Source organism: Geodermatophilus normandii, from assembly GCF_003182485.1.
In the GTDB taxonomy this organism is placed as follows: Bacteria; Actinomycetota; Actinomycetes; order Mycobacteriales; family Geodermatophilaceae; genus Geodermatophilus; species Geodermatophilus normandii.
In genome coordinates this window covers 1,321,422-1,347,640 of record NZ_QGTX01000001.1, presented here as the reverse complement: position 1 = coordinate 1,347,640, position 26,219 = coordinate 1,321,422, and the positions used below count along the sequence as shown (strand labels likewise).

General features: G+C 76.1%; 23 protein-coding genes. 12 read left to right on the top strand and 11 right to left on the bottom strand.

The genetic code is table 11. The features are described from left to right. The first annotated feature begins 71 nt into the window (after positions 1–71). Positions 72–830, top strand: coding sequence for a hypothetical protein (locus JD79_RS06640; protein WP_110004874.1), 759 nt, complete (start codon positions 72–74; stop codon positions 828–830). A 129-nt stretch (positions 831–959) separates the two neighbouring features. Here JD79_RS06640 and JD79_RS06635 read toward each other — a convergent pair whose 3' ends face one another. Further along, positions 960–1,622 carry a YqgE/AlgH family protein gene (locus JD79_RS06635; RefSeq protein WP_211307891.1) on the bottom strand — a complete coding sequence of 221 codons (663 nt, stop codon included), beginning with the start codon at positions 1,620–1,622 and terminating at the stop codon, positions 960–962. Positions 1,623–1,685: 63 nt separating this feature from the next. On the opposite strand from JD79_RS06635, the gene JD79_RS06630 reads away from it, so the two are divergent. Beyond that, positions 1,686–2,972 (top strand): MFS transporter, encoded by a 1,287-nt coding sequence (locus JD79_RS06630; protein ID WP_110004873.1) that lies wholly within the window; start codon positions 1,686–1,688, stop codon positions 2,970–2,972. On the opposite strand, the gene JD79_RS06625 is transcribed toward JD79_RS06630, so the two are convergent. Both JD79_RS06625 and JD79_RS06620 read right to left on the bottom strand, forming a co-directional pair. Further along, positions 2,969–3,925 (bottom strand): matrixin family metalloprotease, encoded by a 957-nt coding sequence (locus JD79_RS06625; RefSeq protein WP_110004872.1) that lies wholly within the window; start codon positions 3,923–3,925, stop codon positions 2,969–2,971. The genes JD79_RS06630 and JD79_RS06625 overlap by 4 nt on opposite strands. Positions 3,926–4,056: 131 nt before the next feature. Then, complete coding sequence (locus tag JD79_RS06620; protein ID WP_245899830.1) at positions 4,057–5,538, bottom strand: CCA tRNA nucleotidyltransferase; 1,482 nt, start codon at positions 5,536–5,538, stop codon at positions 4,057–4,059. Between the two features lie 116 nt (positions 5,539–5,654). On the opposite strand from JD79_RS06620, the gene JD79_RS06615 reads away from it, so the two are divergent. The 9 genes from JD79_RS06615 to JD79_RS06575 all read left to right on the top strand — a co-directional run bounded on the left by JD79_RS06615 (position 5,655) and on the right by JD79_RS06575 (position 17,579). After that, positions 5,655–6,056: an NUDIX hydrolase gene (locus JD79_RS06615; protein WP_211307890.1), complete on the top strand. Its 402-nt coding sequence runs from the start codon at positions 5,655–5,657 to the stop codon at positions 6,054–6,056. Positions 6,057–6,123: 67 nt separating this feature from the next. Then, positions 6,124–8,415 (top strand): DUF6049 family protein, encoded by a 2,292-nt coding sequence (locus JD79_RS06610; protein WP_110004871.1) that lies wholly within the window; start codon positions 6,124–6,126, stop codon positions 8,413–8,415. Positions 8,416–8,774: 359 nt separating this feature from the next. After that, positions 8,775–10,532 (top strand): murein biosynthesis integral membrane protein MurJ, encoded by a 1,758-nt coding sequence (gene murJ, locus JD79_RS06605; protein WP_245899828.1) that lies wholly within the window; start codon positions 8,775–8,777, stop codon positions 10,530–10,532. A gap of 79 nt (positions 10,533–10,611) precedes the next feature. Then, complete coding sequence (locus tag JD79_RS06600; protein ID WP_110004870.1) at positions 10,612–12,303, top strand: protein kinase family protein; 1,692 nt, start codon at positions 10,612–10,614, stop codon at positions 12,301–12,303. 86 nt (positions 12,304–12,389) lie between these two features. Beyond that, positions 12,390–13,400 (top strand): thioredoxin-disulfide reductase, encoded by a 1,011-nt coding sequence (gene trxB, locus JD79_RS06595; protein WP_110004869.1) that lies wholly within the window; start codon positions 12,390–12,392, stop codon positions 13,398–13,400. 109 nt (positions 13,401–13,509) lie between these two features. Continuing rightward, positions 13,510–13,836 (top strand): thioredoxin, encoded by a 327-nt coding sequence (trxA, locus tag JD79_RS06590; RefSeq protein ID WP_110004868.1) that lies wholly within the window; start codon positions 13,510–13,512, stop codon positions 13,834–13,836. Between the two features lie 118 nt (positions 13,837–13,954). Beyond that, a complete protein-coding gene (locus tag JD79_RS06585) occupies positions 13,955–15,082 on the top strand; it encodes an N-acetylmuramoyl-L-alanine amidase (RefSeq protein WP_245899826.1) in 1,128 nt (375 codons plus the stop codon). Between the two features lie 92 nt (positions 15,083–15,174). Continuing rightward, positions 15,175–16,578: an aminotransferase-like domain-containing protein gene (locus JD79_RS06580; protein WP_245899824.1), complete on the top strand. Its 1,404-nt coding sequence runs from the start codon at positions 15,175–15,177 to the stop codon at positions 16,576–16,578. Between the two features lie 5 nt (positions 16,579–16,583). Continuing rightward, the gene (locus tag JD79_RS06575) at positions 16,584–17,579 is read left to right on the top strand and encodes a D-alanine--D-alanine ligase family protein (RefSeq protein WP_110004866.1); all 996 of its coding nucleotides are present in this window, start codon (positions 16,584–16,586) and stop codon (positions 17,577–17,579) included. 108 nt (positions 17,580–17,687) lie between these two features. Here the strand turns inward: JD79_RS06575 and JD79_RS06570 are convergent, their stop codons facing one another. The 8 genes from JD79_RS06570 to rpmH form a co-directional block, all read right to left on the bottom strand. Beyond that, entirely contained in the window at positions 17,688–18,746 is a 1,059-nt protein-coding gene (locus JD79_RS06570; protein ID WP_110004865.1) for a ParB/RepB/Spo0J family partition protein, read from the bottom strand. Then, the gene (locus JD79_RS06565; protein ID WP_110004864.1) at positions 18,743–19,879 is read right to left on the bottom strand and encodes a ParA family protein; all 1,137 of its coding nucleotides are present in this window, start codon (positions 19,877–19,879) and stop codon (positions 18,743–18,745) included. The genes JD79_RS06570 and JD79_RS06565 overlap by 4 nt, the downstream gene beginning before the upstream one ends. 94 nt (positions 19,880–19,973) lie before the next feature. Further along, a complete protein-coding gene (gene rsmG / locus JD79_RS06560) occupies positions 19,974–20,630 on the bottom strand; it encodes a 16S rRNA (guanine(527)-N(7))-methyltransferase RsmG (protein WP_110004863.1) in 657 nt (218 codons plus the stop codon). Continuing rightward, positions 20,627–21,256 (bottom strand): Jag family protein, encoded by a 630-nt coding sequence (locus tag JD79_RS06555; RefSeq protein WP_110004862.1) that lies wholly within the window; start codon positions 21,254–21,256, stop codon positions 20,627–20,629. The genes rsmG and JD79_RS06555 overlap by 4 nt, the downstream gene beginning before the upstream one ends. A 132-nt stretch (positions 21,257–21,388) precedes the next feature. Next, positions 21,389–22,555, bottom strand: a complete 1,167-nt coding sequence (yidC, locus tag JD79_RS06550; RefSeq protein WP_211307889.1) for a membrane protein insertase YidC — start codon at positions 22,553–22,555, stop codon at positions 21,389–21,391. Beyond that, positions 22,548–22,967 (bottom strand): membrane protein insertion efficiency factor YidD, encoded by a 420-nt coding sequence (gene yidD / locus JD79_RS24480; RefSeq protein ID WP_110004861.1) that lies wholly within the window; start codon positions 22,965–22,967, stop codon positions 22,548–22,550. Before yidD ends, yidC begins: the two co-directional genes overlap by 8 nt. Next, positions 22,964–23,386 (bottom strand): ribonuclease P protein component, encoded by a 423-nt coding sequence (rnpA, locus tag JD79_RS06540; RefSeq protein ID WP_110004860.1) that lies wholly within the window; start codon positions 23,384–23,386, stop codon positions 22,964–22,966. Before rnpA ends, yidD begins: the two co-directional genes overlap by 4 nt. 1 nt (position 23,387) lies before the next feature. After that, positions 23,388–23,525: a 50S ribosomal protein L34 gene (gene rpmH, locus JD79_RS06535; protein ID WP_040338882.1), complete on the bottom strand. Its 138-nt coding sequence runs from the start codon at positions 23,523–23,525 to the stop codon at positions 23,388–23,390. 677 nt (positions 23,526–24,202) lie between these two features. Between rpmH and dnaA the strand changes: the two genes are divergently transcribed. Continuing rightward, positions 24,203–25,996, top strand: coding sequence for a chromosomal replication initiator protein DnaA (gene dnaA, locus JD79_RS06530; protein ID WP_110004859.1), 1,794 nt, complete (start codon positions 24,203–24,205; stop codon positions 25,994–25,996). Positions 25,997–26,219 lie beyond the last annotated feature (223 nt).

The window sequence follows — 26,219 nt, the reverse complement described above, 5'->3', positions numbered from 1 at the left end:
GGGACGGGCCCTGTGCCGTCCGGGCCTGTCGGGACGCCGTCGACGCCGCCGGGCTGCCTACGCTGACCGCCATGCCGCGCCGCCTGCTCGCGTCCGCGCTGGTCACGCTCGGCGTGCTGCTCGCGGGCTGCTCCGACCCCGAGGCCGACCGGCAGCCGGGTGACCCGGTGACCGCCGAGGAGGCGGGGGTGCTCGCCGGCCTGCTCGCCCGGGACACCGAGGAGGGCGGCGCGGACGTCGTCGTCACCGCGCCCTTCGGCGACGGCGGGCTGCTGACGCTCACCGGCGAGGTCGACTTCGACGGCTCCGCCGGCCGCGCCCAGGCGGTGACCTCCTACGGCGACGAGCGTCCCGACGACGTCCGCACGCTGTTCTTCACCCGCGAGCAGATCTGGTTCGGCGACGTGCCGGGGCTGACGGACGCGCTGGCCGCCGCCGGCCTGCCCGACGTCCCCTTCGTGCGCCGCCCGGTGGCGACCGGCCCGGACGCCGTGCCGCTGACCGACGTCCTCGTGACCGCGGTGCTCAACCTCGCCGCCCCGGAGGCCGACGACGCCGCCGCCTTCCGCGGCGGGGACCACACCTGGGAGGGCCAGCGCTCGATCGACCGGCGACTGGCCACGGTGTACGCCGGCGAGGCGGGCTGGTCGGTGGCCGTGGACGACACCAGCGGCCTGCTGCTGCAGTACACGACCCCGCTGCCGGGCCAGGAGGACGAGGTCACGGTGACGCTGTCGGACCACGGGCCGCGGACGATCGCGCTCCCGGAGGACGGCCGGACGGTGGACGCGGCGGCACACCCGGAGGTGGCGGCGGCCGTCGGGATCTAGGAGGGCCCGGGTCCGGACAGGGGAGGAGGGGGCGGCCTCTTCCCCAGACCGCCCCCTCCGGGGTCCTTCCTACCAGATCCGGTCGCCGCGCGCCTCACCCGGACGGACGGTCCCGGCGTGTCCGGCGGATCAGTTGGCGGACGGGTCCGCGGGAGCCGTCGACAGCACGGCCAGCCGGCCGGTCTGCCGGGTGAGGACCGCGCGCCACAGCTGCGGGCCGCTCAGGTCGCTGAGGACGTCGCCGGGGGTGCCGGGCACGCACGCCCACGCGCCCTCGGCGATCTCCGCGGCCAGCTGGCCGGGGGACCAGCCCGCGTACCCGGCGAACACCCGCAGGCCCGCCAGGCCGCCGTCGAGGGCGTCGGGGTCGGCGTCGAGGTCGACGAGGTAGACGTCGCCGGCCACCCGCCGCAGCCCCGCGCCCTCGGCCGCGGTGCCGGGACAGCTGGCCAGGCACAGCGCGGTGTCGGTCTCGCAGGGGCCGCCGACGTGGAAGACCCCCGGCTCGACGGCCAGGTCGCACCAGCCGGGCAGCACGTCGCGGATCTCGACCTGGCTGGGCCGGCCGAGGACGACGCCGAGCGTGCCCGTGTCGTTGTGGTCGAGCACGTAGACGACGGTGCCGGCGAAGTTCGGGTCGGTGAGCGCGGGCATCGCGACCAGCAGCGAGCCCGGGACGACGTCGTCGAGGGTGCCGGTCGACAGCCGGGGCACCGCCGCGCGACGTCGGCCCGCGACCGGCCGGATCGGCGGGCCGGGCTCGGGATCGGGTGACGAGGGCACCTGGGACATCCCGTCCAGTGTGCAACAGTCCGGCGCCCGGGGGAGGTCGAGCCCGCGCCGTAGGGTGACCCGGTGCAGCGGGCCGCCCCCACCGTGCGGCACCTGCTGACCCGTCCCGACTTCCGCCGGCTGTTCCTCACCCGGCTGTCCGCGCAGGTCGGCGACGGGATCTTCCAGGCCTCCCTCGCCGGGACCGTGCTGTTCAACCCCCAGCGGGCGACCGATCCGCTCGCCGTCGCGGCCGGTTTCGCCGTCCTCCTGCTGCCCTACTCGCTGCTCGGCCCGTTCGCCGGCGTCTGGCTGGACCGGTGGAGCCGGCGGCAGGTGCTGGTGCACGCCGACCTGCTGCGGGCCGGGATGGTCGCCGTCGTCGGCGCCCTGGTGCTCACCGGGGCCGGCGGCCTGCCGCTCGCCGTCGCCGGGCTCGCGGTCTTCTCGGTCACCCGGTTCGTGCTGTCGGCGCTGTCGGCCGCGCTGCCGCACACGGCCGACGCCGGGACGCTGGTGACCGCCAACGCGCTGTCGACGACGTCCGGCGCCGTGGCCACCGTCGTCGGCGGCGGCGTCGCGGTCGGGCTGGTGCAGCTGGCGCCGGCCGGGGACGCCGGCTACGCGGCCGTGGCGCTGTGCGCCGCGCTGCCCCACCTGGCGGCCGCCGCGACCGCCGCGGGGTTCGGCCGCGGCGACCTCGGCCCGGACACCGCCACCCGCTCGGCCCGGCTGACGGCGCGGCAGGTCGTCGCCGGGATGGCCGACGGCGCGCGGTCCGTGGCGGCGCACCCGCCGGCCGCAGCCGCGCTGCTGGCCATCGCCGGGCACCGGGTCTGCTACGGCCTGCTGACGCTGGTGTCCCTGCTGCTCTACCGCGGTCCCCTGCGCGAGGGGTCCGGGCCGCTGTTCCCGGGCGGGCTGGTCGGGCTGGGCCAGGTCGTCGCCGCCGGCGCGGTGGGCACCCTGCTCGCGGCGCTGGTCACCCCGGCCGCGGTGCGCCGGCTGGGCCGCCGTCGGTGGACGGCGCTGCTGCTGGCCGGCGGGGGCGCGCTGCAGCTGCTGCTCGGGGCGGCCTTCGCGCCGCCGGCGGTCGTGGCGGGCGGCTTCGTGCTCGGCTTCGTCGCCCAGGGCGTGAAGGTCTGCGTGGACACGACGCTGCAGGAGTCCCTCGGCGACGACGTCCGCGGCCGGGTGTTCTCGGTCTACGACACGCTGGTCAACGTCACCTACGTCGCGGCGCTCGTCGCCGGGGCGCTGGTGCTGCCGCCCTCGGGGGTCTCGGTGCCGGTGCTGGTCGCCGTCGCGGCCGTGTACGGGCTGACCGCCGTCGCGTTCCTGCGCGGCAGCCGCCGAGTGGCGCGGGCCTAGAGGTCCGGCGCGCAGGCACCGCGGCCGAGCCGGGCCAGCCCGGCGAGGTCGCCGGGACCGAAGTCCTCCTGCCCCCGGTACTCCGGGGCCATGAGCTCGGCGGGGTCGTGGACGTGGTCGAGGCCCACCAGGTGGCCGAACTCGTGCATGAGCACCCCGCGGACCTCGGCCCGCCCGTCGGGGGACCGGGCCGGGCCATCGGCCCAGCCGGCGTCGATCGTGACCGTGCCGGTGACGAAGACCCACGGCCCACCGGCCGTGACGGCCTGGCTCCCGGCGACGCCCGCGACGGTGCCCTCCAGGGCGGGGACCTCCCCGGGCGTCGCCCAGCTCACCAGCACCGGCGCCCAGCGGTCGCCGTAGCGGGCGGGCTGGAAGGCGGCCCGGTCCTCCGACCAGGCCTCGTCGGTGGTGCCGTCGTGGACGAAGCGGAGGCCACTGGCGGCCGAGAGCCGGGACAGCGCCTCCTCCACCAGGCCGGGAGCCCCCGGCGGGGCCCCGTCGGGCCGCATGACCCAGTGGACCGGCCGGCAGGGGTCGTAGGCGACGGGATCGGTCCCGCCGGGCTGGGTCTGCACGAAGGCGTACGTGCCGGTGTCGGGGGCCGCGGGCGGCGTGCCGAGCGGTGCGGCGGCCTCCTCGCGGCCGGGCGTGGGCCGGTCGGCCGTCGCCCCCGTGCCCGGGACGCCGCCGCGGTCGGGGGTCGAGGAGTCGTACGCGGACTCCCACGGCCACGGGCGGGGGCCGGCGAGCACCGCGGCGCCGAGGCCCAGCACCAGGACCAGGACGACCGACAGCACCCCGCGGACGGCGGGGGACCGGCGGCGCGACGGCAGCGGCGGGCCGCCCTCCCAGGCGCGCCACGGTGCCGGGTCGACGGCGCGGCCGGTCGCCTGGTCGAGCACCCACTGCGGCACCCGCCCGGTGGGCGACGTCGGGAGGGCCGGCGGCACGGGCGGCCGTCCGCCGCCCTGCTGTCCCGCCCCGTGCACCCGTGTCCCCGTCCCGTGGTCCGGCCGTCCGTCCTACCGGGGGACGGCGGGCGGGGGAGGGGCCGGCGGGCGGGATGACCCGCGCGGGTGAGTCAGCCGCGGGCGGCCCACCAGGCGCGCAGCTCGGCCTCGGCCTCGTCGCGCTCGAGGGGGCCGCGCTCGAGGCGGAGCTCCTTGAGGAACCGCCACGCCTCGCCGACCTCGCGGCCGGGCGGGAGTCCGAGGAGCTCCATGATCGCGTTGCCGTCGAGGTCGGGCCGGACCCGCGCGAGGTCCTCGGCCACCGACAGCTCACCGATCCGCTGCTCGAGGGAGTCGTAGGTGGCCGAGAGCGCCGCGGCCCGCCGCCGGTTGCGCGTGGTGGAGTCCGAGCGGACCAGCTTGTGCAGGCGGGGGAGCAGGTCGCCGGCGTCGGTCACGTAGCGGCGCACCGCGGAGTCGGTCCACTCCCCGCGGCCGTACCCGTGGAAGCGCAGGTGCAGGAACGTCAGCCGGGCGACCGCCTCGACGACGTCCTTGGGGTAGCGCAGCGCCGTCAGCCGCTTGCGCACGAGCTTGGCGCCGACCACCTCGTGGTGGTGGAAGGAGACGCGGCCGCGGGGCTCGTGCCGGCGGGTGGCCGGCTTGCCGATGTCGTGCAGCAGCGCCGCCAGGCGCAGCACCAGGTCCGGCGACGGGGCGTCGGGGTCGGCCCGCTCCAGCGCGATCGCCTGGTCGAGCACCGTCAGCGAGTGCGTGTAGACGTCCTTGTGCTGGTGGTGCTCGTCGATCTCCATGCGCAGCGCAGGCAGCTCGGGCAGGACGACGTCGGCCAGGCCGGTGGAGACGAACAGCTCGAGCCCCGCGCGGGGGGCGTCCTGCAGCAGCGTCTTGGACAGCTCGGCCTGCACCCGCTCCGGCGTGATGCGGGCCAGCTGGCCGGACATGGCGGTCATCGCCTCGACGACGTCGTCGGCCGGCGTGAGGCCGAGCTGGGCGACGAAGCGCACCGCCCGCAGCATCCGCAGCGGGTCGTCGGCGAAGGAGTCCGCCGCCGCGCCCGGGGTCCGCAGCCGGCGGGCGAGCAGATCGCCGAGGCCGCCGAACGGGTCGGTGACCGTGCGGTCGGGTCCCAGCGACACCGCCATGGCGTTCACCGTGAAGTCCCGGCGGGCCAGGTCCTCCGCCAGCGAGGTCCCCCACGCCACCTCGGGGTTGCGCGACTCCCGGTCGTAGCGGTCGGCGCGGAACGTGGTGATCTCCAGCCGGGTGCCGCGGACCTCCGCGCCGACGGTGCCGAAGGCGATCCCCTGGTTCCACGTGGAACCCGCCCAGCCCCGCAGCAGCTCCAGCACCTGCTCCGGCCGGGCGTCGGTGGTGACGTCGAGGTCGCCGCCCGGCGCCGCGTCCCCGCCCGCGGCCAGCAGCGCGTCGCGCACCGAACCACCCACCAGGTGCACCTCGAACCCGGCGGCGGCGAAGCGCTCGCCCAGCTCGACCAGCACGGGGGAGACGTCCACCAGCTCGCGCACGGTCTGCTGCACCGCCGGCGGGACTCCCCCGCCGGCCGGACGACTCTGCGGCTCTCCGGACACGACGAGCCAGGGTAGTGGCGCGGCTCGCGCTACCCTCCTCGCATGGCAGGGACCGGCGGACGAGGGCGTCCCGGTCGCCGCCTGCGCCGGGTCGACGAGACCTCCGCGGGGGCCTCGTGGTCGCCGACGACCCCCTGACCGGCCCCCGCGCCGCGCTCATCGGGCGCACCGACCGCCGTGGCCGGCTCCTGTGGTCGCTGCCGAAGGGCCACATCGAGGAGGGCGAGACCCCGGAGGACACCGCCGTCCGGGAGGTCGCCGAGGAGACCGGGATCATCGGCGAGGTGCTCGCCCCGCTGGGGATCATCGACTTCTGGTTCGTCGCCGAGGGCCGCCGCGTGCACAAGACGGTGCACCACTTCCTCCTGCGGGCCATCGGTGGCGCGCTGTCCGACGCCGACGTCGAGGTGACCGAGGTCGCCTGGGTCCCCCTCGACGAGCTGGCCGGCCGGCTGGCCTACGCCGACGAACGGGCGCTGGTCGAGCGGGCGCCCGCGCTGCTCGCCGACAGTGCGTGACCCGGACCCCCAGGTCCGTCCCAGCTCGCGTTCCCCGCGCCGGGGGGCCGGCCGGCGCGGGAGGACGGTGACCCGCGCCCTGACGGGGGCGCTGCTGGCCCTCCCGCTGGCCGCGGCACCCGTGCTCGCCCCGGCCGTCGTGCCCGCCCTGGGCCCCGCGGCGGCAGCACCCGCCGCGCCCGCACCGGACGCCGAGCGCCCGGTCGTCGTCGACCTCACCCGCCTGGACCCGCGCACCGTCGCGCCCGGCGGCACCGTGACCCTGGGCGGCACCCTCACCAACACCGGCAGCGAGACGCTGACCGACCTCGGGATCCGGCTGCAGCGCGGCGCGGCGGTCACCACCCGCGCCGACCTGGTCGCCGCCGACGCCGAGGCCGACGCCGACCCGGCCACCGCGTACAGCACGCCGTTCGCGCCGCTGCCCGACTCGCTCGCGCCCGGCGGCAGCATCCCGTTCACGGTCACCGCGACCACCACCGACCTGGCCCTGGGCGGGGACGGCGTCTACCCCCTGCTGCTCAACCTCAACGGCACCGGCGGGGACGGCGAGCAGCGCCGGGTGGGCGAGGTCCGCACGCACCTGGTGCAGCAGACCGCGCCGCCGGCCACCGCCACCGCCGTCGCCTGGCTGTGGCCCCTGACCGAGCGCAGCCACCGCGACGCCGCCGGGGACTTCACCGACGACGGGCTGGCCGCCGCCGTGTCCGACGGCGGGCGCCTGGACCGCGCGCTCTCCGTCGTCGAGCGGCTGCCGGTGGTGCTCGCGCCCGGCGCCTCCGCACCGACCCCGGTGGCTCCGGTGACGCTGGCCGTCGACCCGGCGCTGGTGGAGGCGCTCTCGGTCATGGCCGAGGGCCCCTACGACGTGGCCGGCCAGGACGACGCCGGCAGCGGCACCGAGGCCGCCGGCGCCTGGCTGGACCGGCTGCGCGCCGTGGCCGCCCAGCACCCGGTGGTCGCGCTGGCGTACGGCGACGTCGACGCCGACGCGCTGCAGGCCACCGGCCTGGGCGCCGCGCTCACCCGCAGCCTGCCCGGCGCGCCGACGGGCACGGACGAGGACACCGGGGACGACACCGACGGGGACCCCGACGCCGCGGACGCGCGGCGCGTCGCCTCCGCGGCCTCCCCGGGACCGGCCGGCGCCGCGCTGCTGGCCGACGTCCTCGGGGTCGTGCCCCGGACCGACCTCGCCTGGGCGCCCGGCGGGGCGCTGCGGCCGGACACGCTCACCACGCTGCGCGCCGGTGGGGTCGAGCAGGTCGTCGTCGCCTCCAGTGCCCTGAGCGAGGGGGACGCCGTGCTCGGCGTCCGGGGCGGCGGAGCCGCGGCACGGGCCACCGTGCCCGCCACCGACGGTCCGGTGGAGGCGCTGGTGGCCGACGCCGGGCTGTCCTCCGTCGTGAGCACGGCGGATCCCGCCGCGGGCGGGACGCGCATCGCCGAGCAGCGCTACCTCGCCGAGCTCGTGCTGGTCTCGCAGCAGGCGGCGACCGACCCCGCGGGCCAGAGCGTGCTGGTCGCCCCCGCGCGCGACGTCGACCCCGACCCCGAGGGAGTCGCCGCGATGATCGCCGACACCGCGCTGCCCGGCCTGCGCCCAGTTGCGCTGACCGACCTGGCCGCGGGTCCGGTCGCCGACGCCGGCACGCCGCTGGACCAGGCCGGGGCCGCCGTGCTCGACCCGGCCGGCCTGGCCGAGCTCGCCGCCGCCGCGGGGCTGCGCGACGACCTGGCCGGCGCCGTCGTCGGCGACGCGGCGAGCGCCCTCGCCTCCTCCGACCGCGCGCTGTCCCGGGCGGCCTCGGCGGCCTGGCGGGACGACCCGGCCGGCTTCCTCGCCGCCGCGCAGGACGTGCGCGACACCGTGGGCGCCCTGCGGGAGCGGGTGACCCTGGTGGCGCCGGCCGACGGCACCTACAGCCTCGCCTCCAGCGACGCGCCGCTGGTGCTCACCGTCCAGAACGACCTGCCCTTCGCCGTCCGGGTGCTGCCGCAGGTGCGCACCCGCGACAACGTGGGCCTGACGATCGGCGACCTGAGCGCGCAGGAACTGGAGCCGCAGCAGCGCACGACGCTGGAGGTCCCCACCCAGGTGCGCCAGTCCGGGCGCTTCGCCGTCACCGCCAGCCTGACCACCCCGGGCGGCGGGGCCCTCGGCGACGACGTCGCGATCCAGGTCCGCAGCACCGCCTACGGGACGATCTCGCTGTCGATCACCATCGGCGCCGCCGTCCTGCTCGGGCTGCTCTTCCTCCGCCGCGGGATCCTCTTCCTGCGCCGCCGCGGGCGGACCGAGGAGGAGCTCCCCGACGGCGCCGGCGCCGCGTGGCCGCCCAGCCGGAGCCCGGTGTGACCGGCCACCCCCGCAGCGACGAGGACGCGCCTGCCCGCGAGCCGGCGCAGCGCCCGCTGCCGCCGGTGCCCCCGGCGGTCTCCTCGGGCGACTCCCCGGCCCGCCCGGCGCGCGACCGCTCGCGCCCGCTGCCCCCGCCGCCGTACCCGGTGGCCCCGCCCCCGGGCTCGGACCTCGCGGGTGCGGCACCCCGCCGTCCCATGCCGCCGGTGCCCCCGCCGGCGCGGCCACGGCCGCCCGCCGGCAGCACGCCGACACCGCCGGCGACGCCCGCCGCGACCCCGCTCGCGACCCCCGCGGCGTCCCCGGCCGCGCCCCCCGCGGCGACACCCCGGCCGGCGCCGCGGCCGCTGCCGCCGGTGCCCCCGCCGGTCCGGCGCCGGTTCATCCCCGCCGACGAGACGCAGGTCATCCCGATCCTGCAGCTCCCGCCGGTCCCGCAGGCGCCCGAGGGGGAGACCGAGGAGGAGGCCCGCGAGCGCGAGGGGGCCCCCGGCGGCAGCCGTGGCATCCTCCGCGCCGCCGGGACCATGGCCGTGGCCACGCTGGTGTCCCGCGTGACCGGCCTCCTGCGCACGATGGTGCTGGCCGCGGCGCTGGGCGTCGGGCTGGTCAACGACGCCTACAACACCGCCAACACGCTGCCCAACATCGTCTATGAGCTGCTGCTCGGCGGGGTCCTGACCTCGGTGATCGTGCCGCTGCTCGTGCACGCCCAGGAGCGCGACCGCGACGGCGGCGTCGGTTACGCGCAGCGGCTGTCCACGGTGGCCGTCGCCGGGCTCGTGGTGGTCACCGTCGTCGCCGTCGCGGTCGCGCCGCTGCTCACCGCCCTCTACGGCATCCAGGGCGACCCCGGGCAGGTGCGGCTGGCCAACTGGCTGGCCCGGATCCTGCTGGTGGAGATCGTCTTCTACGGCGTCGGTGCGCTGGCCCAGGCGATCCTCAACAGCCGCGGCGTCTTCGGCCCGCCGGCGTGGGCGCCGGTGCTCAACAACGTGGTCGTCATCGCCACCGGCGTGCTGTTCCTGATGGCCAGCGGGCCCGGCGACCTCCGCCCGGCCACCATCACGCCCGGCCAGGTGTGGCTCCTCGGCGGCGGCACGCTGCTCGGCATCGCCGTCCAGGCCCTCGTGCTCGTGCCCCTGCTGCACCGGGCCGGCGTGCCGCTGCGGCCGCGGTGGAGCCTGCGCCAGACCGGCCTGCGCGAGGCGGGCGGGCTCGGCCTGTGGGTCGTCCTCTACGTGGCGGTCAGCCAGATCGGCGTCATCGTGGCCACCCGCGTGGCGAACGCGGCCACCCGCGAGGGCGGCCTGGGCTCGAGCGCCTTCTCCTACGCCAGCCTGCTGTTCCAGATGCCCTACGGGATCATCGGCGTCGCGCTGCTCACCGCCCTCGTGCCGCGGATGAGCCGTGCGGCCGCCCGGCACGACGTCCCCGGCGTCGTCCAGGACCTCGCGCTCGGCACCCGGCTGTCCGCGCTCGGGCTCCTGCCGGTGGCCGCCGCGCTGACCGTCGTCGGCCCGGCACTGGGGATCGTGGCCTTCGCCCGCGGCAACACCTCGGTCGAGGACGCCCGCGGGATCGGCCTGGCCCTGGCCGTCGGGGCCTTCGGCCTGCTGCCCATGGCCGTCACCCTCCTGCAGCTGCGCGTCTTCTACGCCATGAAGGACGCCCGGACGCCGACGCTCATCCAGGTCGGCATGGTGGTGGTGCGGGTGCCGCTGCTGCTGCTCGTCCCCGTCCTGGTCGAGCCCCGGCACGTCGTCGCCGGGCTCATGCTGGCCACGAGCCTCACCTACCTCGCCGGCTGGGCGCTCGGGCACCTCGCCCTCCGGCGGCAGCTGGCCCGCGGAGAGGCGGGGGAGCGGGGCGGTGGGGCGCTCGGCCCGGTGCTGCGCATGGCGCTGGCGGCCGCCGTCGCCGCCGGTCTCGGCTGGATCGTCGTCCGCGTGACCGACGACGCTCTCGGCCGGTCGCTGGCGGGCTCGCTCGGGACCCTGTTGATCGGTACCGTGGTCGTCGGCGTCACGGCCCTCGCCGGGTTCGTGCTCGCCCGCATCCCGGAGCTCCGGGGACCCCTCGCCGCCGTCCGCGCGCGGCTGGGTCGCGGGTGAGCGACGGACTCGCGGGCACGGGCACCGGCCCCGGGGCAGCGCGCCTCCGGGGGACGAGGACAGGGGGTCGGACGCGTCCATGACGGCCACGATCACCGGCCTCCCCGACCGGTACCGCCCGCTGGACGAGGTCGGCCCCGAGGAACGCACCGACACCGGCGTCATCCACTGCTGGCGCGCCAAGGACCGGATCCTCAACCGCGACGTCGCCATCCGCGTGCACGTCCCCGGCGGCCCCGCGGCCCGCGGCTGGATCGCCCGTGCACTGACCGCCGGCGGCCTGGCCACCCCCGCGCTGGCGATGGTCTACGACGCCTCCGAGGGCAGCGGCGGCGAGAGCGGCGTCGCCTACGTCGTCAACGAGTGGATCGAGGGCCAGACCCTCGCCGAGCGGCTGCGGTCCGGGCCCATGGGCGAGCGGGAGGCCCGGACGGTCCTGCGCCGGCTGGCCGAGGGCGTCGCCGAGGCCCACCGGGTCGGCCTCGCCGTCGGCGGGCTGAGCCCCGAGACCGTCGTCCTGCGGCCCAACGGACTGGTCGGCCTGCGCGCCGTCCCCGCCGCCACGGGCACCGTCCAGGAGGACATCACCGCCCTCGGCGCGCTGCTCGAGTACTGCCTCACCGGCCGGCGGGCCGGCGTCCCCGGTCCCGACGGCGTCCCCGCCCGGGAGCCGGTCATCGGCGCACCCGACCTGGCCGCCCTCGTCCGCCGGACCCGCTCCACCGGGCCCGGCGCCGGCCTGGCCAGCGCCGCCGCGATGGCCGCCCTGCTCGCCGAGCGCCCGCGGTCGCACGCCTCGGTGCCGGTCCGCGGCCGCGACGAGAGCGACAGCGGCTGGCTGCGCCGGCTGCGCGACCACCGCGACGACGACCGCGACGACGACCGCGACGACCACCGCGACGACCACCGCGACGACGACCGCGACGACGACCGCGACGACGCCGCCCACGAGGCCCCCGCGGTCGCCGAGGTCCCCGACGAGGACCCGCAGCGCCTCGACCCGCACACGCTGCCTCCGGTGCCCCCGGGCCGGGCGCGCGGGGTCCCGCCCGTGCCGGCCTCCCCCGCGTACGCCGACGACGACGTCTTCGGCGGGGCCGACGACGACGAGGACGAGCAGGACCGTCCCGGGCGCCGCCGCCTGGTGGTGGGCGGCCTGCTGCTGGCCGCGGTCGCCCTCGTCGTGCTGCTGGCCTGGTGGGTGGGCACCAACCTGCTCTCGGTCGCCGGCGACGTCGACGAGCGGCCCGGCACGACGCCGTCCGTCGCGGCGAGCAGCGCGCCGCCCGCCGAGGACAGCGCCGCGCCCTCCTCCGACGCCGGCCCGCTGGTGGCCATCACCGGCGCCTCGGTCTTCGACCCGTTCGGCGACGGCGAGCCGGAGAACGACGACGAGGTGCCGGCCACCTACGACGGCGACCCGGCCAGCACCTGGTCGACGCTGAACTACCGGGGCTCGGCCGACTTCGGCAACCTCAAGCCCGGCGTCGGGATCGTCTACGACCTCGGCTCGGACCAGGCCGTCGGCGGCGTCACCCTGACGACCACCACGCCCGGCATCGCCGTCGAGGTCCGCACCGGCGGCGCGCCCGACGGCGACCTCGACTCCTTCACCGTCGCCGCCGCGGGCAGCGTCGACGGGACCACCGACCTCGCCTTCGAGGAGCCGGTCACCGCGCGCTACGTCCTGGTGTGGGTGACCGGTCTGGTCCCCGCCGAGGACGGCTTCTCCGGCGACATCGCCGAGGTCGGGATCACCCCCGCCTCCTGAGGAGCAAACACCCCCTCTCGGGGTGAGCTGCACGTCAGGGGCCTGTCGGCGGGAATCTCGCCCTACGATGCGTCGTTGTGCCGCGCGTGACCGATCCCCAGCCCACCCCCGGCCCCGCGACGACCACCGAGGTCGAGTCGCCCGTGATCCCGCCCGCGGAGCACGACGGCGTCCGTGACCTGGTCATCATCGGATCGGGGCCCGCCGGGTACACCGCGGCCGTCTACGCCGCCCGGGCCAACCTGCACCCGCTGGTCTTCGAGGGCTCCCAGTTCGGCGGCGCCCTGATGACCACCACCGAGGTGGAGAACTTCCCCGGCTTCGCCGAGGGCATCCAGGGCCCCCAGCTGATGATGGACATGCGCCAGCAGGCCGAGCGCTTCGGCGCCGAGCTGGTCGCCCGCGACGTCACCGAGGTCGACCTCACGGCCACGCCCAAGGTGGTCAAGGTGGGCGACGAGGTGACCCTCGCGCACGCGGTCATCGTCGCCACCGGCTCGAAGTACCGGTACCTCGGCCTGGACAACGAGCAGCGCCTGCTCGGCCGCGGCGTCTCCGCCTGCGCCACCTGCGACGGCTTCTTCTTCCGCGACCAGGACATCGTCGTCGTCGGCGGCGGCGACTCGGCGATGGAGGAGGCCACCTTCCTCACCCGCTTCGCCAAGACGGTGACCGTCGTGCACCGCCGCGAGGAGCTGCGCGCGTCGAAGATCATGCAGAAGCGCGCGCAGGACAACGAGAAGATCCGCTGGGCGCTCGGCAAGCAGGTGACCGACGTCCTCGGTGAGCAGACGGTCTCCGCCGTCCAGCTGACCGACGTCGCCACCGGCAGCACCGAGGAGCTCCCGGTCGCCGGCCTGTTCGTGGCCATCGGCCACGACCCGCGCAGCGAGCTGTTCGTCGGGCAGCTCAAGCTCGACGACGAGGGCTACGTGCAGGTGGAGCACCCGAGCACCCGCACCAACATCGACGGCGTCTTCGCCTGCGGCGACGTGGTCGACCACGTCTACCGCCAGGCCATCACCTCGGCCGGCACCGGCGCCGCCGCCGCGATCGACGCCGAGCGCTGGCTGGCCGAGACCTTCGACGAGCGCTGAGTCGACCGCCCGGGCCGGGGTACCGGCCCGGGCATAGCGCGCCGCCTCCGGAGGTTGTGCACCCCGGAGGCCATCCACAGACCTCGAACGCGACACAGGGAGAACGACCATGGCAGGCAACACCGTGACGGTGACCGACGCGACCTTCGCCGACCAGGTGCTGGGCAGTGACAAGCCCGTCCTCGTCGACTTCTGGGCCGAGTGGTGCGGGCCGTGCAAGATGGTCGCCCCGGTGCTGGAGGAGATCGCCAAGGAGCACGGCGAGAAGCTCACCATCGCCAAGCTGAACATCGACGAGAACCCGCAGATCGCCCGCGACTACCAGGTCATGTCGATCCCGACGATGACCGTCTTCCAGGGCGGCAAGCCGGTCAAGAGCATCATCGGCGCCAAGCCGAAGGGCGCCATCCTGTCCGACCTCTCCGACTACATCTGAGCGGTCGCACACACCGAGCCGAGGGCCCGCCCGTCCACCCGGACAGGCGGGCCCTCGCCGGTCCCGGGACACCCCGGCTGGGCCGCGGGCGGTCGCAGAGGCGAGAATCGGGAGCACGATGGGTAGCGAGAGCGACATGCAGCCGCTGGGTCCGGGCAGCTCCGGAGCCGCCGTCGACGACGTCCAGGCGGCCCTGCGCAGCCTGGGCCTGCTCGAACCCAGCAGCGACGGGGTCTACGACCAGGCCACCGAGCTCGCCGTCCGCCACTTCCAGCAGGTGCGCGGGCTGTCGGTGGACGGCCGGGTCGGCGAGGAGACCTACCGGGCGCTGTCGGAGGCCCGCTGGTCGCTGGGCGACCGGCTGCTCCACCACGACCCGGTGCGGCCCATGCGCGGCGACGACGTCACCAACCTGCAGGAGCGGCTGCTCGAGCTCGGCTACGACGCCGGCCGCGCCGACGGGATCTTCGGCCGGGAGACCGAGACCGGCCTGCAGGCCTTCCAGCGCGACTACGGCCTGACCGCCGACGGCACCTGCGGCCCGGCGACGCTGCGCGCGCTGCGCCAGCTCGGCCGCAAGGTCACCGGAGGCCGTCCCCAGCTGCTGCGGCAGAGCGCCTCGTTCGTCGACAGCGGCCCGCACCTCATCGGCCGGCGCATCGTCGTCGACCCCGGCCACGGCGGCGCGGACACCGGCGTCACCGCCGGCGAGACCACCGAGGCCGACCTCGTGCTCGACCTCGCCCGCCGCATCGAGGGCCGGCTGGCCGCCGCCGGTGCCACGGTCTACCTCACCCGCGGTCGCTCCCAGGACCCGACGCCGGCCGAGCGCACCGCCTTCGCCAACGACGCCCGCGCCGACCTGTTCATCTCGCTGCACGTGGACGCCCACGACTCCCCGCACGCCCGCGGGGTCGCCAGCTACTACTACGGCACCGGCTCCGGGACGTCCTCGACGGTGGGGGAGCGCTTCGCCGACCTCGCCCGCCGCGAGGTGGTCGCCCGCACCGGCATGCTGGACCTGGGTGGGCACCCCAAGACCTGGGACCTGCTGCGGATGACCCGGATGCCCGCCGTCCGGCTCGACGTCGGTTACCTGTCCCACCCGGTGGACCGGCTGCTGCTGCTCGACGCCCGCCTGCGCGGCACCGTGGCCTCGGCCGTCCTGGCCGCCGTCCAGCGGCTGTTCCTGCCCGCCGACGCCGACCCGCCCACCGGTACCTTCGTCCTGCCCCAGAGGGTGTGACGCCTGGGGCGCGTGACGCCTCAGGCGGGACGGGTCCGTCTCGTCCCGCCGTGTCGGGAAAGCCGGTCCACGCGTCTCCCTACACTCGGTCCGTGGCCTCTCTCCCGCCGTCGCACGGCCAGCCGCACCGCACGCCGCCGCAGCAGCACGGGCACGTGGTGCCCCGCCATCCGCGGCTGGACCCGCTGGCCGACCGGTACGCAGCCCGCACGCACGGCATGAAGACCTCGGAGATCCGGGCACTGTTCTCCGTCGTCAGCCGGCCCGAGGTCGTCTCGCTGGCCGGTGGCATGCCCGCCGTCACCGCGCTCCCGCTCGACGCCGTCGGCTCGATGATCGGCGAACTGGTCAGCGGGATGGGCGCGCAGACCCTGCAGTACGGCTCCGGCCAGGGCGACCCGCGGCTGCGCGAGCGGATCTGCGACGTCATGGCGCTCGAGGGCATCACCGACGCCTCGCCCAGCGAGGTCGTGGTGACCGTCGGCTCCCAGCAGGGCCTGGACCTGGTCACCCGCGTCTTCTGCGACCCGGGCGACGTCATCCTCGCCGAGGGCCCGTCCTACGTCGGCGCGCTCGGCGTCTTCCAGGCCGCCGAGGCGCGCGTGCGGCACGTGCCCATGGACGACGACGGCCTGATCCCCGAGGCGCTGGAGCAGGCGCTCCTGGAGTGCCGGGCCAACGGCGACCGCGTGAAGTTCCTGTACACGGTGCCCAACTTCCACAACCCGGCCGGCGTGACGCTGTCCGAGCCGCGCCGCCAGGCGATCGTCGACATCGCCGACCGGTACGACCTGCTGGTCATCGAGGACAACCCCTACGGCCTGCTCGGCTTCGACCACGAGCCGATGCGCGCGCTGCGCGCGCGGGACGACCAGCGGGTCATCTACCTGGGCTCGTTCTCCAAGACGTTCTCGCCGGGCCTGCGCGTGGGCTGGGTGCTCGCGCCGCTCGCCGTCCGCGAGAAGCTCGTCCTGGCCACCGAGGCGCAGGTGCTCTGCCCGCCCTCGCTGACCCAGTACGCCGTCGCCCGGTACCTCGACACCCAGCCCTGGCGCGAGCAGATCAAGCTGTTCACCGAGCTCTACCGCGAGCGGCGCGACGCCACGCTCGAGTCCCTCGACGCGCTCATGCCCCCGGGCACCACCTGGACCCGTCCCGACGGCGGCTTCTACGTGTGGCTCAAGCTGCCGCACGGCCTGGACAGCAAGCTCATGCAGCCCCGCGCGGTGGGCGCGCACGTCGCCTACGTGCCCGGCATCGGCTTCTACGCCGACGGGTCGGGCCGCGAGTACATGCGGCTGTCCTACTGCTACCCCGAGCCGGACCAGATCCGCGAGGGCGTGCGCCGCCTGGCCCGGGTCATCGAGGCCGAGCTGGACCTGCACTCCACCTTCGACGCGGTCGACACCGGCACCTTCCGCGCGGTCGGCCGGTCCGACGGCAGCGCTGCCCGGACCGTCGTCGGCCCCGCCAACAGCGACCGGATCGAGGACTGACGCCCGTGACCGAGCCTGCCGCACCCCCGGTCGCCGACCGGCCGACCGAGGAGACCCCCCTGCGCGCCGTCGTCCTGGCCGGTGGCCTGACCTTCGAGCGCGAGGTCAGCCTGTCCTCGGGCACCCAGGTGGTCGAGGAGCTCGCCCGCGTCGGGGTGGACGCCGAGCTGCGCGACGCCGACGCCGAGCTGCTGCCCGGCCTGGCCGCCTCGCCGGCCGACGCGGTCTTCATCGCCCTGCACGGTGCCACCGGTGAGGACGGCGCCCTGCGCGCGGTCCTGGACCTGGCCGGCGTCCCCTACGTCGGCTCCCCGGCCGCGGCCTGCCGCCTGGCGTGGGACAAGCCGGCCGCCAAGTCGGTCGTGCGCACCGCCGGGGTGACGACGCCGGACTGGGTGGCCCTGCCGCACAGCACCTTCCGCGAGCTCGGCGCCGGCGCGGTGCTCGACCTCATCGTCGCCCGGCTGGGGCTGCCGCTCATGGTCAAGCCGGCCTCGGGCGGGTCGGCGCTCGGCGCGCAGAAGGTCACCCGGGTCGAGGACCTGCCCGCCGCGATGGTCAGCTGCTTCGCCTACGGCGACACGGTGCTCGTGGAGCGGTTCGTCGACGGCGTGGAGCTCGCCCTGTCGGTGGTCGACCTGGGGGAGGGGCCCGTGGCGCTGCCGGCCGTGGAGATCGCGCCGGAGTCCGGCGTCTTCGACTACACCGCCCGCTACACCCCCGGCCTCACCGAGTACCACGCCCCGGCGCGGGTGCCCGACGACGTCGCCGCCCGCGCGGCCGAGGTGGCGGTGCGGGTGCACGAGGCGCTGGGGCTGGCCGACCTCTCGCGCACCGACGCGATCGTCTCGGCCGACGGCGAGGTGCACTTCCTCGAGGTGAACGTCTCCCCGGGGCTGACCGAGACCTCGATGTTCCCCATGGCGGTCGAGGCCGCCGGCCACGACCTGGGCGAGGTCCTCTCCACGCTCCTCACCCGCCGGGCGCGAACCCGGGCATAGGGAGCGATCCCCGCGTATCCGACCCCGGGACGTACGGATCGCTCCCCACACCCCCCAGCACAGGGCCCGGGTTCCGTCCGTGACGGAACCCGGGCCCTGTGCAGGGAGTCACTCCTCCGGCTCGTCCCGGCGGCCGGTGATGTCCGGCGCCATCTGGCCGATGATGCGCTGCAGGTCGTCCACCGAGCCGAACTCGACCACGATCCGCCCCTTGGCCCGGCCGATCTGGATCTTCACCTTGGTCTCGAAGACGTCGGACAGCCGGCCGGCGAGGTCCTCGACGCCCGGCGCGTTGATCCGGCGGCTGCGACGACGGGACGCCGGCTGCTCGGCCGCGGCCAGGGCCACGGCCTCCTCGGTGGCACGCACCGACAGTCCCTCGGCGACGATGCGCGCGGCCAGGGCCTCCTGCGCCTCGGCGTCGTCGAGGCCCAGCAGCGCCCGCGCGTGCCCGGCGGAGATGACCCCGGCGGCGACGCGCGTCTGCACCTTCACCGGCAGCTTGAGCAGCCGGATGGTGTTGGTGACCTGCGAGCGGCTGCGCCCGATCCGCTGGGCCAGCTCCTCGTGCGTGGCACCGAACTCCTCGAGCAGCTGCTGGTAGGCCGCCGCCTCCTCCAGCGGGTTGAGCTGGACGCGGTGGATGTTCTCCAGCAGCGCGTCCCGGAGGAGCGCGTCGTCCTCGGTGTCACGGACGATGGCCGGCACCGTGTCCAGGTCCGCGGCCCGCGCGGCCCGCAGCCGGCGCTCGCCCATGATGAGCTCGTAGCCGCCCTCGCCGCGCTCGCGGACGACGATCGGCTGCAGCAGGCCGAACTCGCGCACCGAGTGGGTGAGCTCCTCGAGCGCCTCGTCGTCGAACACCTGCCGCGGCTGGCGGGGGTTGGGGACGACGTCGGTGACGGCGACCTCCCGCAGCTGCGCGCCGGGAACGCCGACGGCCGCCTCGGCCGACGACACGGCCTGCGCGGCGACGGTGGCGGCGGCCTGGGCGGCCGGCGGGAGCAGCGTCACCGACGCCGACGGCGCCCCGGGGGTCCCAGACGTCGCAGGCGCCTCGGGCGCGGGCGCCGCGCCGTCGGTCTCGGGCAGCGTCGGCTGCTCGACCGGCGGGGCGGTGGGGATCAGCGCCGCCAGCCCCCGGCCGAGGCCGCCACGCTTGCTCATCGGGTCTCCTCGTCGACGGAGGTGGGAACGGGCAGGACGGCGGCGTCCGTGCCGGCGAAGGCACGGTCGGTGGCCGCGGCGTCGAGGCCGGCCGCCCGGTGGGCACCGGGGCGGACCGCCGGCATCGGCGCGGTCGCCGGCGGGGGAGGCGGTGGCGGGGCGCCCACCGGCCGGACGTCGGTCAGCGGCGCCATGCCCACGCCCCGCTCGGCGAGCTCGCGGGCGGCCTCGACGTAGCTGGTCGACCCCCGGGACCCCGGGTCGTAGGTGAGCACCGACTGGCCGTACCCCGGCGCCTCCGACACCCGGACGTTCCGGGGGATGACCGTGCGCAGCACCAGGTCGCCGAAGTGGCTGCGGACCTCCTCGGCGACCTGGTCGGCGAGCTTGGTCCGGCCGTCGTACATCGTCAGGAGGATGGTGCGGACGGCGATCCCCGGGTTGAGGTGCGCCCGCACCAGCTCGATGTTGTTGAGCAGCTGTCCCAGGCCCTCCAGCGCGTAGTACTCGCACTGGATCGGGATGAGCACCTCGTCGCCGGCCACGAGCGCGTTGAGCGTGAGCAGCCCCAGCGACGGCGGGCAGTCGATGAGCACGTAGTGCGGCCGCTGGTCCTCGGGCAGGGCGTGGATGTGGCCCTCGATCGCGCGGCGCAGCCGGTACTCGCGGGCGACGACGGAGACCAGCTCGATCTCCGCGCCGGCCAGGTCGATCGTCGCCGGGACGCAGCGCAGGTTCGGGCTCGCCGTCGTCGGGTGGACGACGTCGGCCAGCGAGCTGTCCCCGACGAGGGCGTCGTAGATCGACGGCGTCCCCACGGTGTGCTCGACGCCGAGGGCGGTGCTCGTGTTGCCCTGCGGGTCGAGGTCGATGACCAGCGCCCGCAGGCCGTAGAGCGCCAGCGCCACGCCGAGGTTCACCGTCGAGGTGGTCTTGCCGACGCCGCCCTTCTGGTTGGCGACCGTGATCACCCGGATGCGCCCGGGCGCGGGGAACGGCTCCTGGTCGGCGGCGTGCAGCACCCGGGTCGCCCGCAGCGCCTCCATGGCGATGGGGCTGTCGAAGTCCGCGCCGGAGCCGGCCGCCGAGTCGGCCGCGAGGCTGCTGCGCAGTCGCTGGCCCGGGTCGGTCATCGCGGGTCCTCCCTGCCGTCCCGTTTCACGTGGAACGGGACGGGTACCGGTGCGCGTTCCACGTGGAACGCCGTCGTCGCTGTACCGCGGGGGCTCATCCTCGGCCCCGCGTCATCACCACCACGGTAGTGGCAGCCTCCCCCAGCCCCGCGCCGACAGCCCGGGGATGGACGTCGCGCATCCCGGCGGCCTCGAGTTCCGGGAGCAGCGCTGGCAGCTCCTCCAGCGCGCGGGCGCCGACGAGTGCCACCAGCTGGGCGCCGGGGCGCAGCAGCCCGCGGCACCAGCCCACGAGCCGGGGGAGGGCGGCGACCGCCCGGGCGGTGACGACGTCGACCGGCCCCACCGCGGTGACGACCGAGCGCTCCTCGGCGCGGCCGCGCACGACCCGCCAGTCGGCGCCGAGCTCGCCGGCGACCTCCTCGAGGAACTCGACCCGCCGGGCCATCGGCTCGACCAGCGTCATCCGCAGGTCGGGGCGGGCCAGCGCCAGCGGGATCCCGGGCAGGCCGGCCCCGCTGCCGACGTCGACCACCCGGGCACCCTCGGGTACCGCCTCGGCGACGGCGGCGCTGTTGAGCACGTGCCGCTCCCACAGCCGCGGCACCTCCCGCGGGCCGATCAGCCCGCGGGTGACGCCGTCGCTGGCGAGCCGGGCGACGTAGCGCTCGGCGCCGGGCAGCCCCTCCCCGAAGACGGAGGCGGCGACCTCCGGGGCCGGTGGGGCGGACGGGGCGGGTGTGTCGCTCACCGCTCCGGCAGGACCACGACGCGCCGGTTGGGCTCCTCGCCCTCGGACTCGCTGCGGACCCCGGCGACGCCGGCGATGACGTCGTGGACGACCTTGCGCTCGAAGGGGTTCATGGGCGCCAGCCGCTCGGCCTGCCCGCCGGAGGCCACCCGTCGCGCGGCCTCGCCGGCCATGGACGTCAGGTCCGCGCGGCGGCGGGCGCGGTAGCCGCCGATGTCGAGCATCAGCCGGCTGCGCACCCCCGTCGCCTGCGCGACGGCGAGCCGCGTGAGCTCCTGCAGCGCCTCGAGCACCGAGCCGTCGGAGCCGACGAGGTCGTCGAGGTCACCGCCGACGATGGCCACCGAGGCGCGGTCGCCCTCGACGTCGAGGTCGATGTCGCCGTCCACGTCGAGGATGTCGAGCAGCCGCTCGAGGTAGTCGCCGGCCACGTCGCCCTCGCGGACGAGCAGGTCGGTGCCGCCGGCCGCGGCGGCCCGGCCGTTGCCGGAGGGGGCGTCAGCGGCGCCGGTGAGGGCCTCGTCGGCGGGCTCGAGCACGGCGTCGACGCTGTGCTCGTCGGCGTCGGGCAGGTCGGGGGTCTCGGCCGGTGCGGTGGCGGCCGGGCTCTGGTTCGGGACGCTCACGGAGGTACCTCCAGTCGGTGCGGGCAGCCGGGGCTGGGCCCGGTGGTCGGGAGCCGGGGGTGCCGGAGCGCGGCGTCCTCCCGGCGGGGTCCGCGGCGACGGCGTCGTGGGGACGCCGGCGCGGACCGGGGTCTAGCGGCGCTTGCGCTTCCCGCCGGTGCCGGCGGGACGGCCGTGCGGCGCCCGGTTGGCCGGCCGCGACGCGCGGCTCGCACCGCCGGGGCGGCCGGACGCGGTCCCCCCTGCGGCGGTCGCGCCGGTGCCGCTGCCCCCCGTGCCGCTGCCCCCGGTGCCGCTGCCCCCGGTGCCGTCGGCCGGCACGCCGTCGGACGCCGGGACGGCGGTGTCGGCCACGCCGTCGGCGGGGACGTCACCCGTGGCGCCGTCCTTGGTCAGCGCGACGCCGCTCCCGGCGGGGCGGGCGCCCTTGGTCCGCACCGGCTTGGCACCGGGCTTGGGCGCGAGGGCCTTGGGGTCGATCGCGGGCTTGTCGGCCGCGGCCTTGGCCTTGGCGGCGGGGGACCCGGGCGGCGGCAGCTTGCGCAGGATGAAGAACTGCTGGCCCAGCGTCCACAGGTTGTTGGTCATCCAGTACAGGAGGACGCCGATCGGGAAGAAGAAGCCGGTGACGAAGAGGCTGATCGGCATGCCGTAGAGCAGCAGCTTCTGCACCATCGCGGCCTGGCCCTCGACCGGGCCGGAGCGCGCCATGATCTGCTTCTGGGTGAAGAAGGTCGTCGCGCACATGATCACCATGAGCACGAGCGCGACCACGCGGATGCCGCCCTGGGTGACGCCCGGCAGCGCGAGGATGTCGGTGGCCTTCTGCCCCGTCATGTTGAACGACGAGGAGATCGGCGCCCCGAACAGCTCCGCCCGGGCGGCCTGGTCGGTGAGCTCGTTGTCCCAGCTGTAGAGGCCCGGCGCGCCCGGCCGCAGCCGGCGCAGCACGTGGAACAGCGAGAGGAAGACCGGGATCTGCGGGAGGATCGGCAGGCAGCCGGCCAGCGGGTTGACCCCGCGCTCCTTCTGCAGCGCCATCATCGCCTGGCTGAAGCCCTGCCGGTCGGCGCCGTACTGCTTCCGCAGCTTCTGGATCTCCGGCTGGATCTCCTGCATCGCCCGCTGGCTCTTCACCTGCTTGACGAACAGCGGGAAGAGGATCAGGCGGACGGTGACGACCAGGAAGACGATCGACAGCGCCCAGGTGATGCCCCCCGCGGGGGGCAGGAACGTCGAGAACACCGCGTGCCACGTCTTCATGACGAAGGCGATCGCGGTGTACAGCCAGTCAAGCAACGCCAGCCTCCTGCTGCGGGGTCCGGCGGGGAGCCGGCGGGGTCTCGAGGGCGGGACGACGGGCACCGTCGGCGGCGGGCACCGCGGCGGCCGGAGCCGCTGCCGGTGACGCAGTCCTCGACGTGCGGCCGTCGTCGCCGGTTCCGGGGTGTCCCCGGTCCGCGCGCGGCGGGGGGACCGGGTCGTGGCCGCCGGGGTGCCACGGCGCGCACTTGAGCAGCCGGACCAGCGCCAGCCACGACCCGCGGCCGGCGCCGTGGACGGCGACCGCCTCGGCGGCGTAGGCACTGCAGGTCGGCGCGAAGCGGCAGCGCGGGGGCAGCGCGGGGCTGATCGCGCGGGAGTAGAAGCCGACCCCGGCCAGCAGTGCGCGCGCGAGGGGTCCGGGGCGACGCCGCGCAGCCGTGCTCACGAGCGGCTCCGCCGCGACGCGGACCGCTCACCGAGCACGCGGTCGAGGCCGGCGCTCAGGTCGCGGCGCAGCTGCTCCGACGTCGCCGTCGCGGCCTCGGGCCGCGCCCGCACGACCAGGTCGGCGGTGTCCGGCAGCCGGTCGAGCTCGTCGCGGACGACGGCGCGCAGCCGGCGGGTCACGCGGTGGCGGACGACGGAGTTGCCGACCGCCTTCCCCACCACGAACCCGGCACGGGGACCGGTCGCCGGTCCACCGGCCACACCGTCCGCGGGCACGCCGAGACCCCCGGCCATGCGGGCCGGGGGTCGGACGGGGAGGAGGTGGAGCACCATGGTCGGCCGACCTGCGCGCCGGCCCGACCGGACGACCGCGGTGAACTCCGGACGCCGGCGCAGGCGGGCCTGCGCGGGCAGCACCTCAGGCGGAGAGCTTCTCGCGACCCTTGCGGCGGCGGCCGGCGAGGATCGCGCGGCCGGCGCGGGTGCGCATCCGCAGCCGGAAGCCGTGGGTCTTGGACCGGCGGCGGTTGTTCGGCTGGAAGGTGCGCTTGCTCACGGGGTACTCCTACGGCAGGACATCGGTGGTGCGGCCGGCCGGCGGGCAGGCACGCGGCGGGGCTCCGGGAGGGGCGGCGGGGCTCCTCCGCGGGACCCCGCGAGGCTGGTCGCTGCGGCTCGGCTCCGACGAGTGCCCGGACCGGTCCACAGACTCCGACCAGCATAACCGAGGTCCGCCAGGACCGAGGACGCCGTGGCCGGCCTCCCGCGTCGCGCCGTCCGGCGGACGGCGACCCGTCATGGTGCCCGGGCCGGGCGGACGGTCGGTGTCGGCACGCCGACCGCGCGGGGACGACACGCCGGACGACACGCGCACCGGGCGTCCCCAGCGTCCCTGGACGTCGTTGCCGGGCTGTGGACGGGGCTGTTAGCGTCGCCGTCGCTCCGGTCCGGGCCGTACGTCCGAACCGGGGGCCGACCACCCGGTCGACCTGACCGCCGTCCGCCTCGAGCCGTATCACGACCTCCCTCCCGACCAGCGACGTCGCCGGGACTGTCCCGCACCAGCGGGTCGACAAGGCGCCCTGTCGCCAGTCGTGCACAGCCTGTGGACACTCGTGTGGATCCCGTGTGCCCGGATGTCCACACCCTGGACGGCCGCGGCGCGGGGGACGCCGGCCTTGGGGGCACCGAGGTCGTGACAGCGGGGACGATCTGCAAGGGGAGGACACGGTCATGGCCGATGCCACGGTGGACCTGGCGGAGGTCTGGGACTCGGTCCGCGAGCGGCTGGCCACCAGCCTGACCCGGCAGCAGAACGCGATGCTCAACCTCACCCGGCCGGTGGGGCTCGTCGGCGGCACCGCGGTGCTGGCCGCACCCAACGAGTTCACCCAGACCGTGCTGGAGTCCCGGATGCGCCGGGTGCTCGCCGAGGCGCTGTCGGAGCAGCTCGGCCGCGACATCGGCGTCGCCATCCAGCTCGAGGACGCCCCGGCGTCGGCCGCCCCGGAGCCCGCGGAGGCGCCGACCCGCCGCCCGTGGACCCCGGTCGAGGCCGACCCCACCGACGAGGACCGCGAGCGTGCCGACGACGGCCGCAGCGCCTTCGGGGTGCGCAGCGACGCGCGGCCGCTGGAGCGCGCACCGTTCGAGCCCTCGCCGTTCGAGCCCTCGCCGTTCGAGCCCGGTCCCCACTCGCCCTACGACGCCCCGCGTCACGACGCCGTCCCGCCGGCGGCCACCGCCGAGCCGCCGTCAGGGGCCGGTGACGGGGCGGGCGAGTGGCCCGGGACCGACTGGAGCCCCGCGGGCCGCGGGCGCAGCGGAGGCCGGCGCCGCGGGGTGCCGGCCGGCGAGGGTGCCGAGGTGCTGCCCTTCGACCTCGGTGACGACGCCCCCGAGGAGCCCGCGCAGCGCCGGAGCGGGGCCTCCGGCCGGACCTCCGGCGGCGCGGTGCCGCTGTTCGGCGACCGCCGTCCGCCGGCCGGCCTCGACCCCGGCCTGAACCCGAAGTACGTCTTCGACAGCTTCGTCATCGGCAACAGCAACCGCTTCGCCCACGCCGCGGCGGTCGCCGTCGCGGAGGCCCCGGCACGGGCCTACAACCCGCTGTTCGTCTACGGCGACTCCGGTCTCGGCAAGACCCACCTGCTGCACGCGATCGGGCACTACGCGGCGCGGATGTTCCCCAACGTGCGGGTGCGCTACGTCAGCACCGAGGAGTTCACCAACGAGTTCATCAACCTGGTGCACTCCGGCCGGGCCGAGGACTTCCGCCGCCGGTACCGGGACATCGACTTCCTGCTCATCGACGACATCCAGTTCCTGGAGCGCGCCGAGCGGACGCAGGAGGAGTTCTTCCACACCTTCAACACGCTCCACAACGCCAGCAAGCAGATCGTCATCACGTCCGACCGGGCGCCGAAGAAGCTGACGACGCTGGAGGACCGGCTGCGCACGCGGTTCGAGTGGGGGCTCATCACCGACGTCCAGGCGCCGGACCTCGAGACCCGCATCGCGATCCTGCGGAAGAAGGCCTACGGCGAGCGGCTGCAGGTGCCCGACGCGGTGCTGGAGTTCATCGCCAGCAAGGTGCAGACCAACATCCGCGAGCTCGAGGGCGCGCTGATCCGGGTGACCGCCTTCGCCAGCCTCAACAAGCAACAGGTCGACCTGCCGCTGGCCGAGCTGGTGCTCAAGGACCTGATCAGCGACGAGCAGGGCCCGCAGATCACCGCGGCGATCATCATGGCCGCGACCGCGGAGTACTTCTCCGTGACGATGGAGGAGCTGCAGGGCGCCAACCGCAGCCGCACGCTGGTCAACGCCCGACAGATCGCCATGTACCTGTGCCGGGAGCTCACCGAGCTGTCCCTGCCGCGGATCGGCGCCTCCTTCGGCGGCAAGGACCACACCACGGTCATGCACGCCGTCAAGAAGATCACCAACCTGATGAGCGAGCGCCGCGCCACGTACACCCAGGTCACGGAGCTGACCGCGCGCATCAAGAGCCGCGCCCGCCAGTAGGCCCACCAGTAGGCCCGCCGGCGGTCGGCGCCGGCCGGTCGGTGTGGACACCGCGCGAGCTGTCCACAGCCGGGGGACCTCCTCCGGTGCGGGTCGTCGCCCGTCCTGCCGCGGTCGCGCGGCGGTCACCTGCCGCTCGGCTGTCGACATCGCGCCGAGTTGTCCCCAGGGATGTGCACACCCTGGGGAGATCGTGATCGGAGGGTGACCGCCTGTGCCGCGG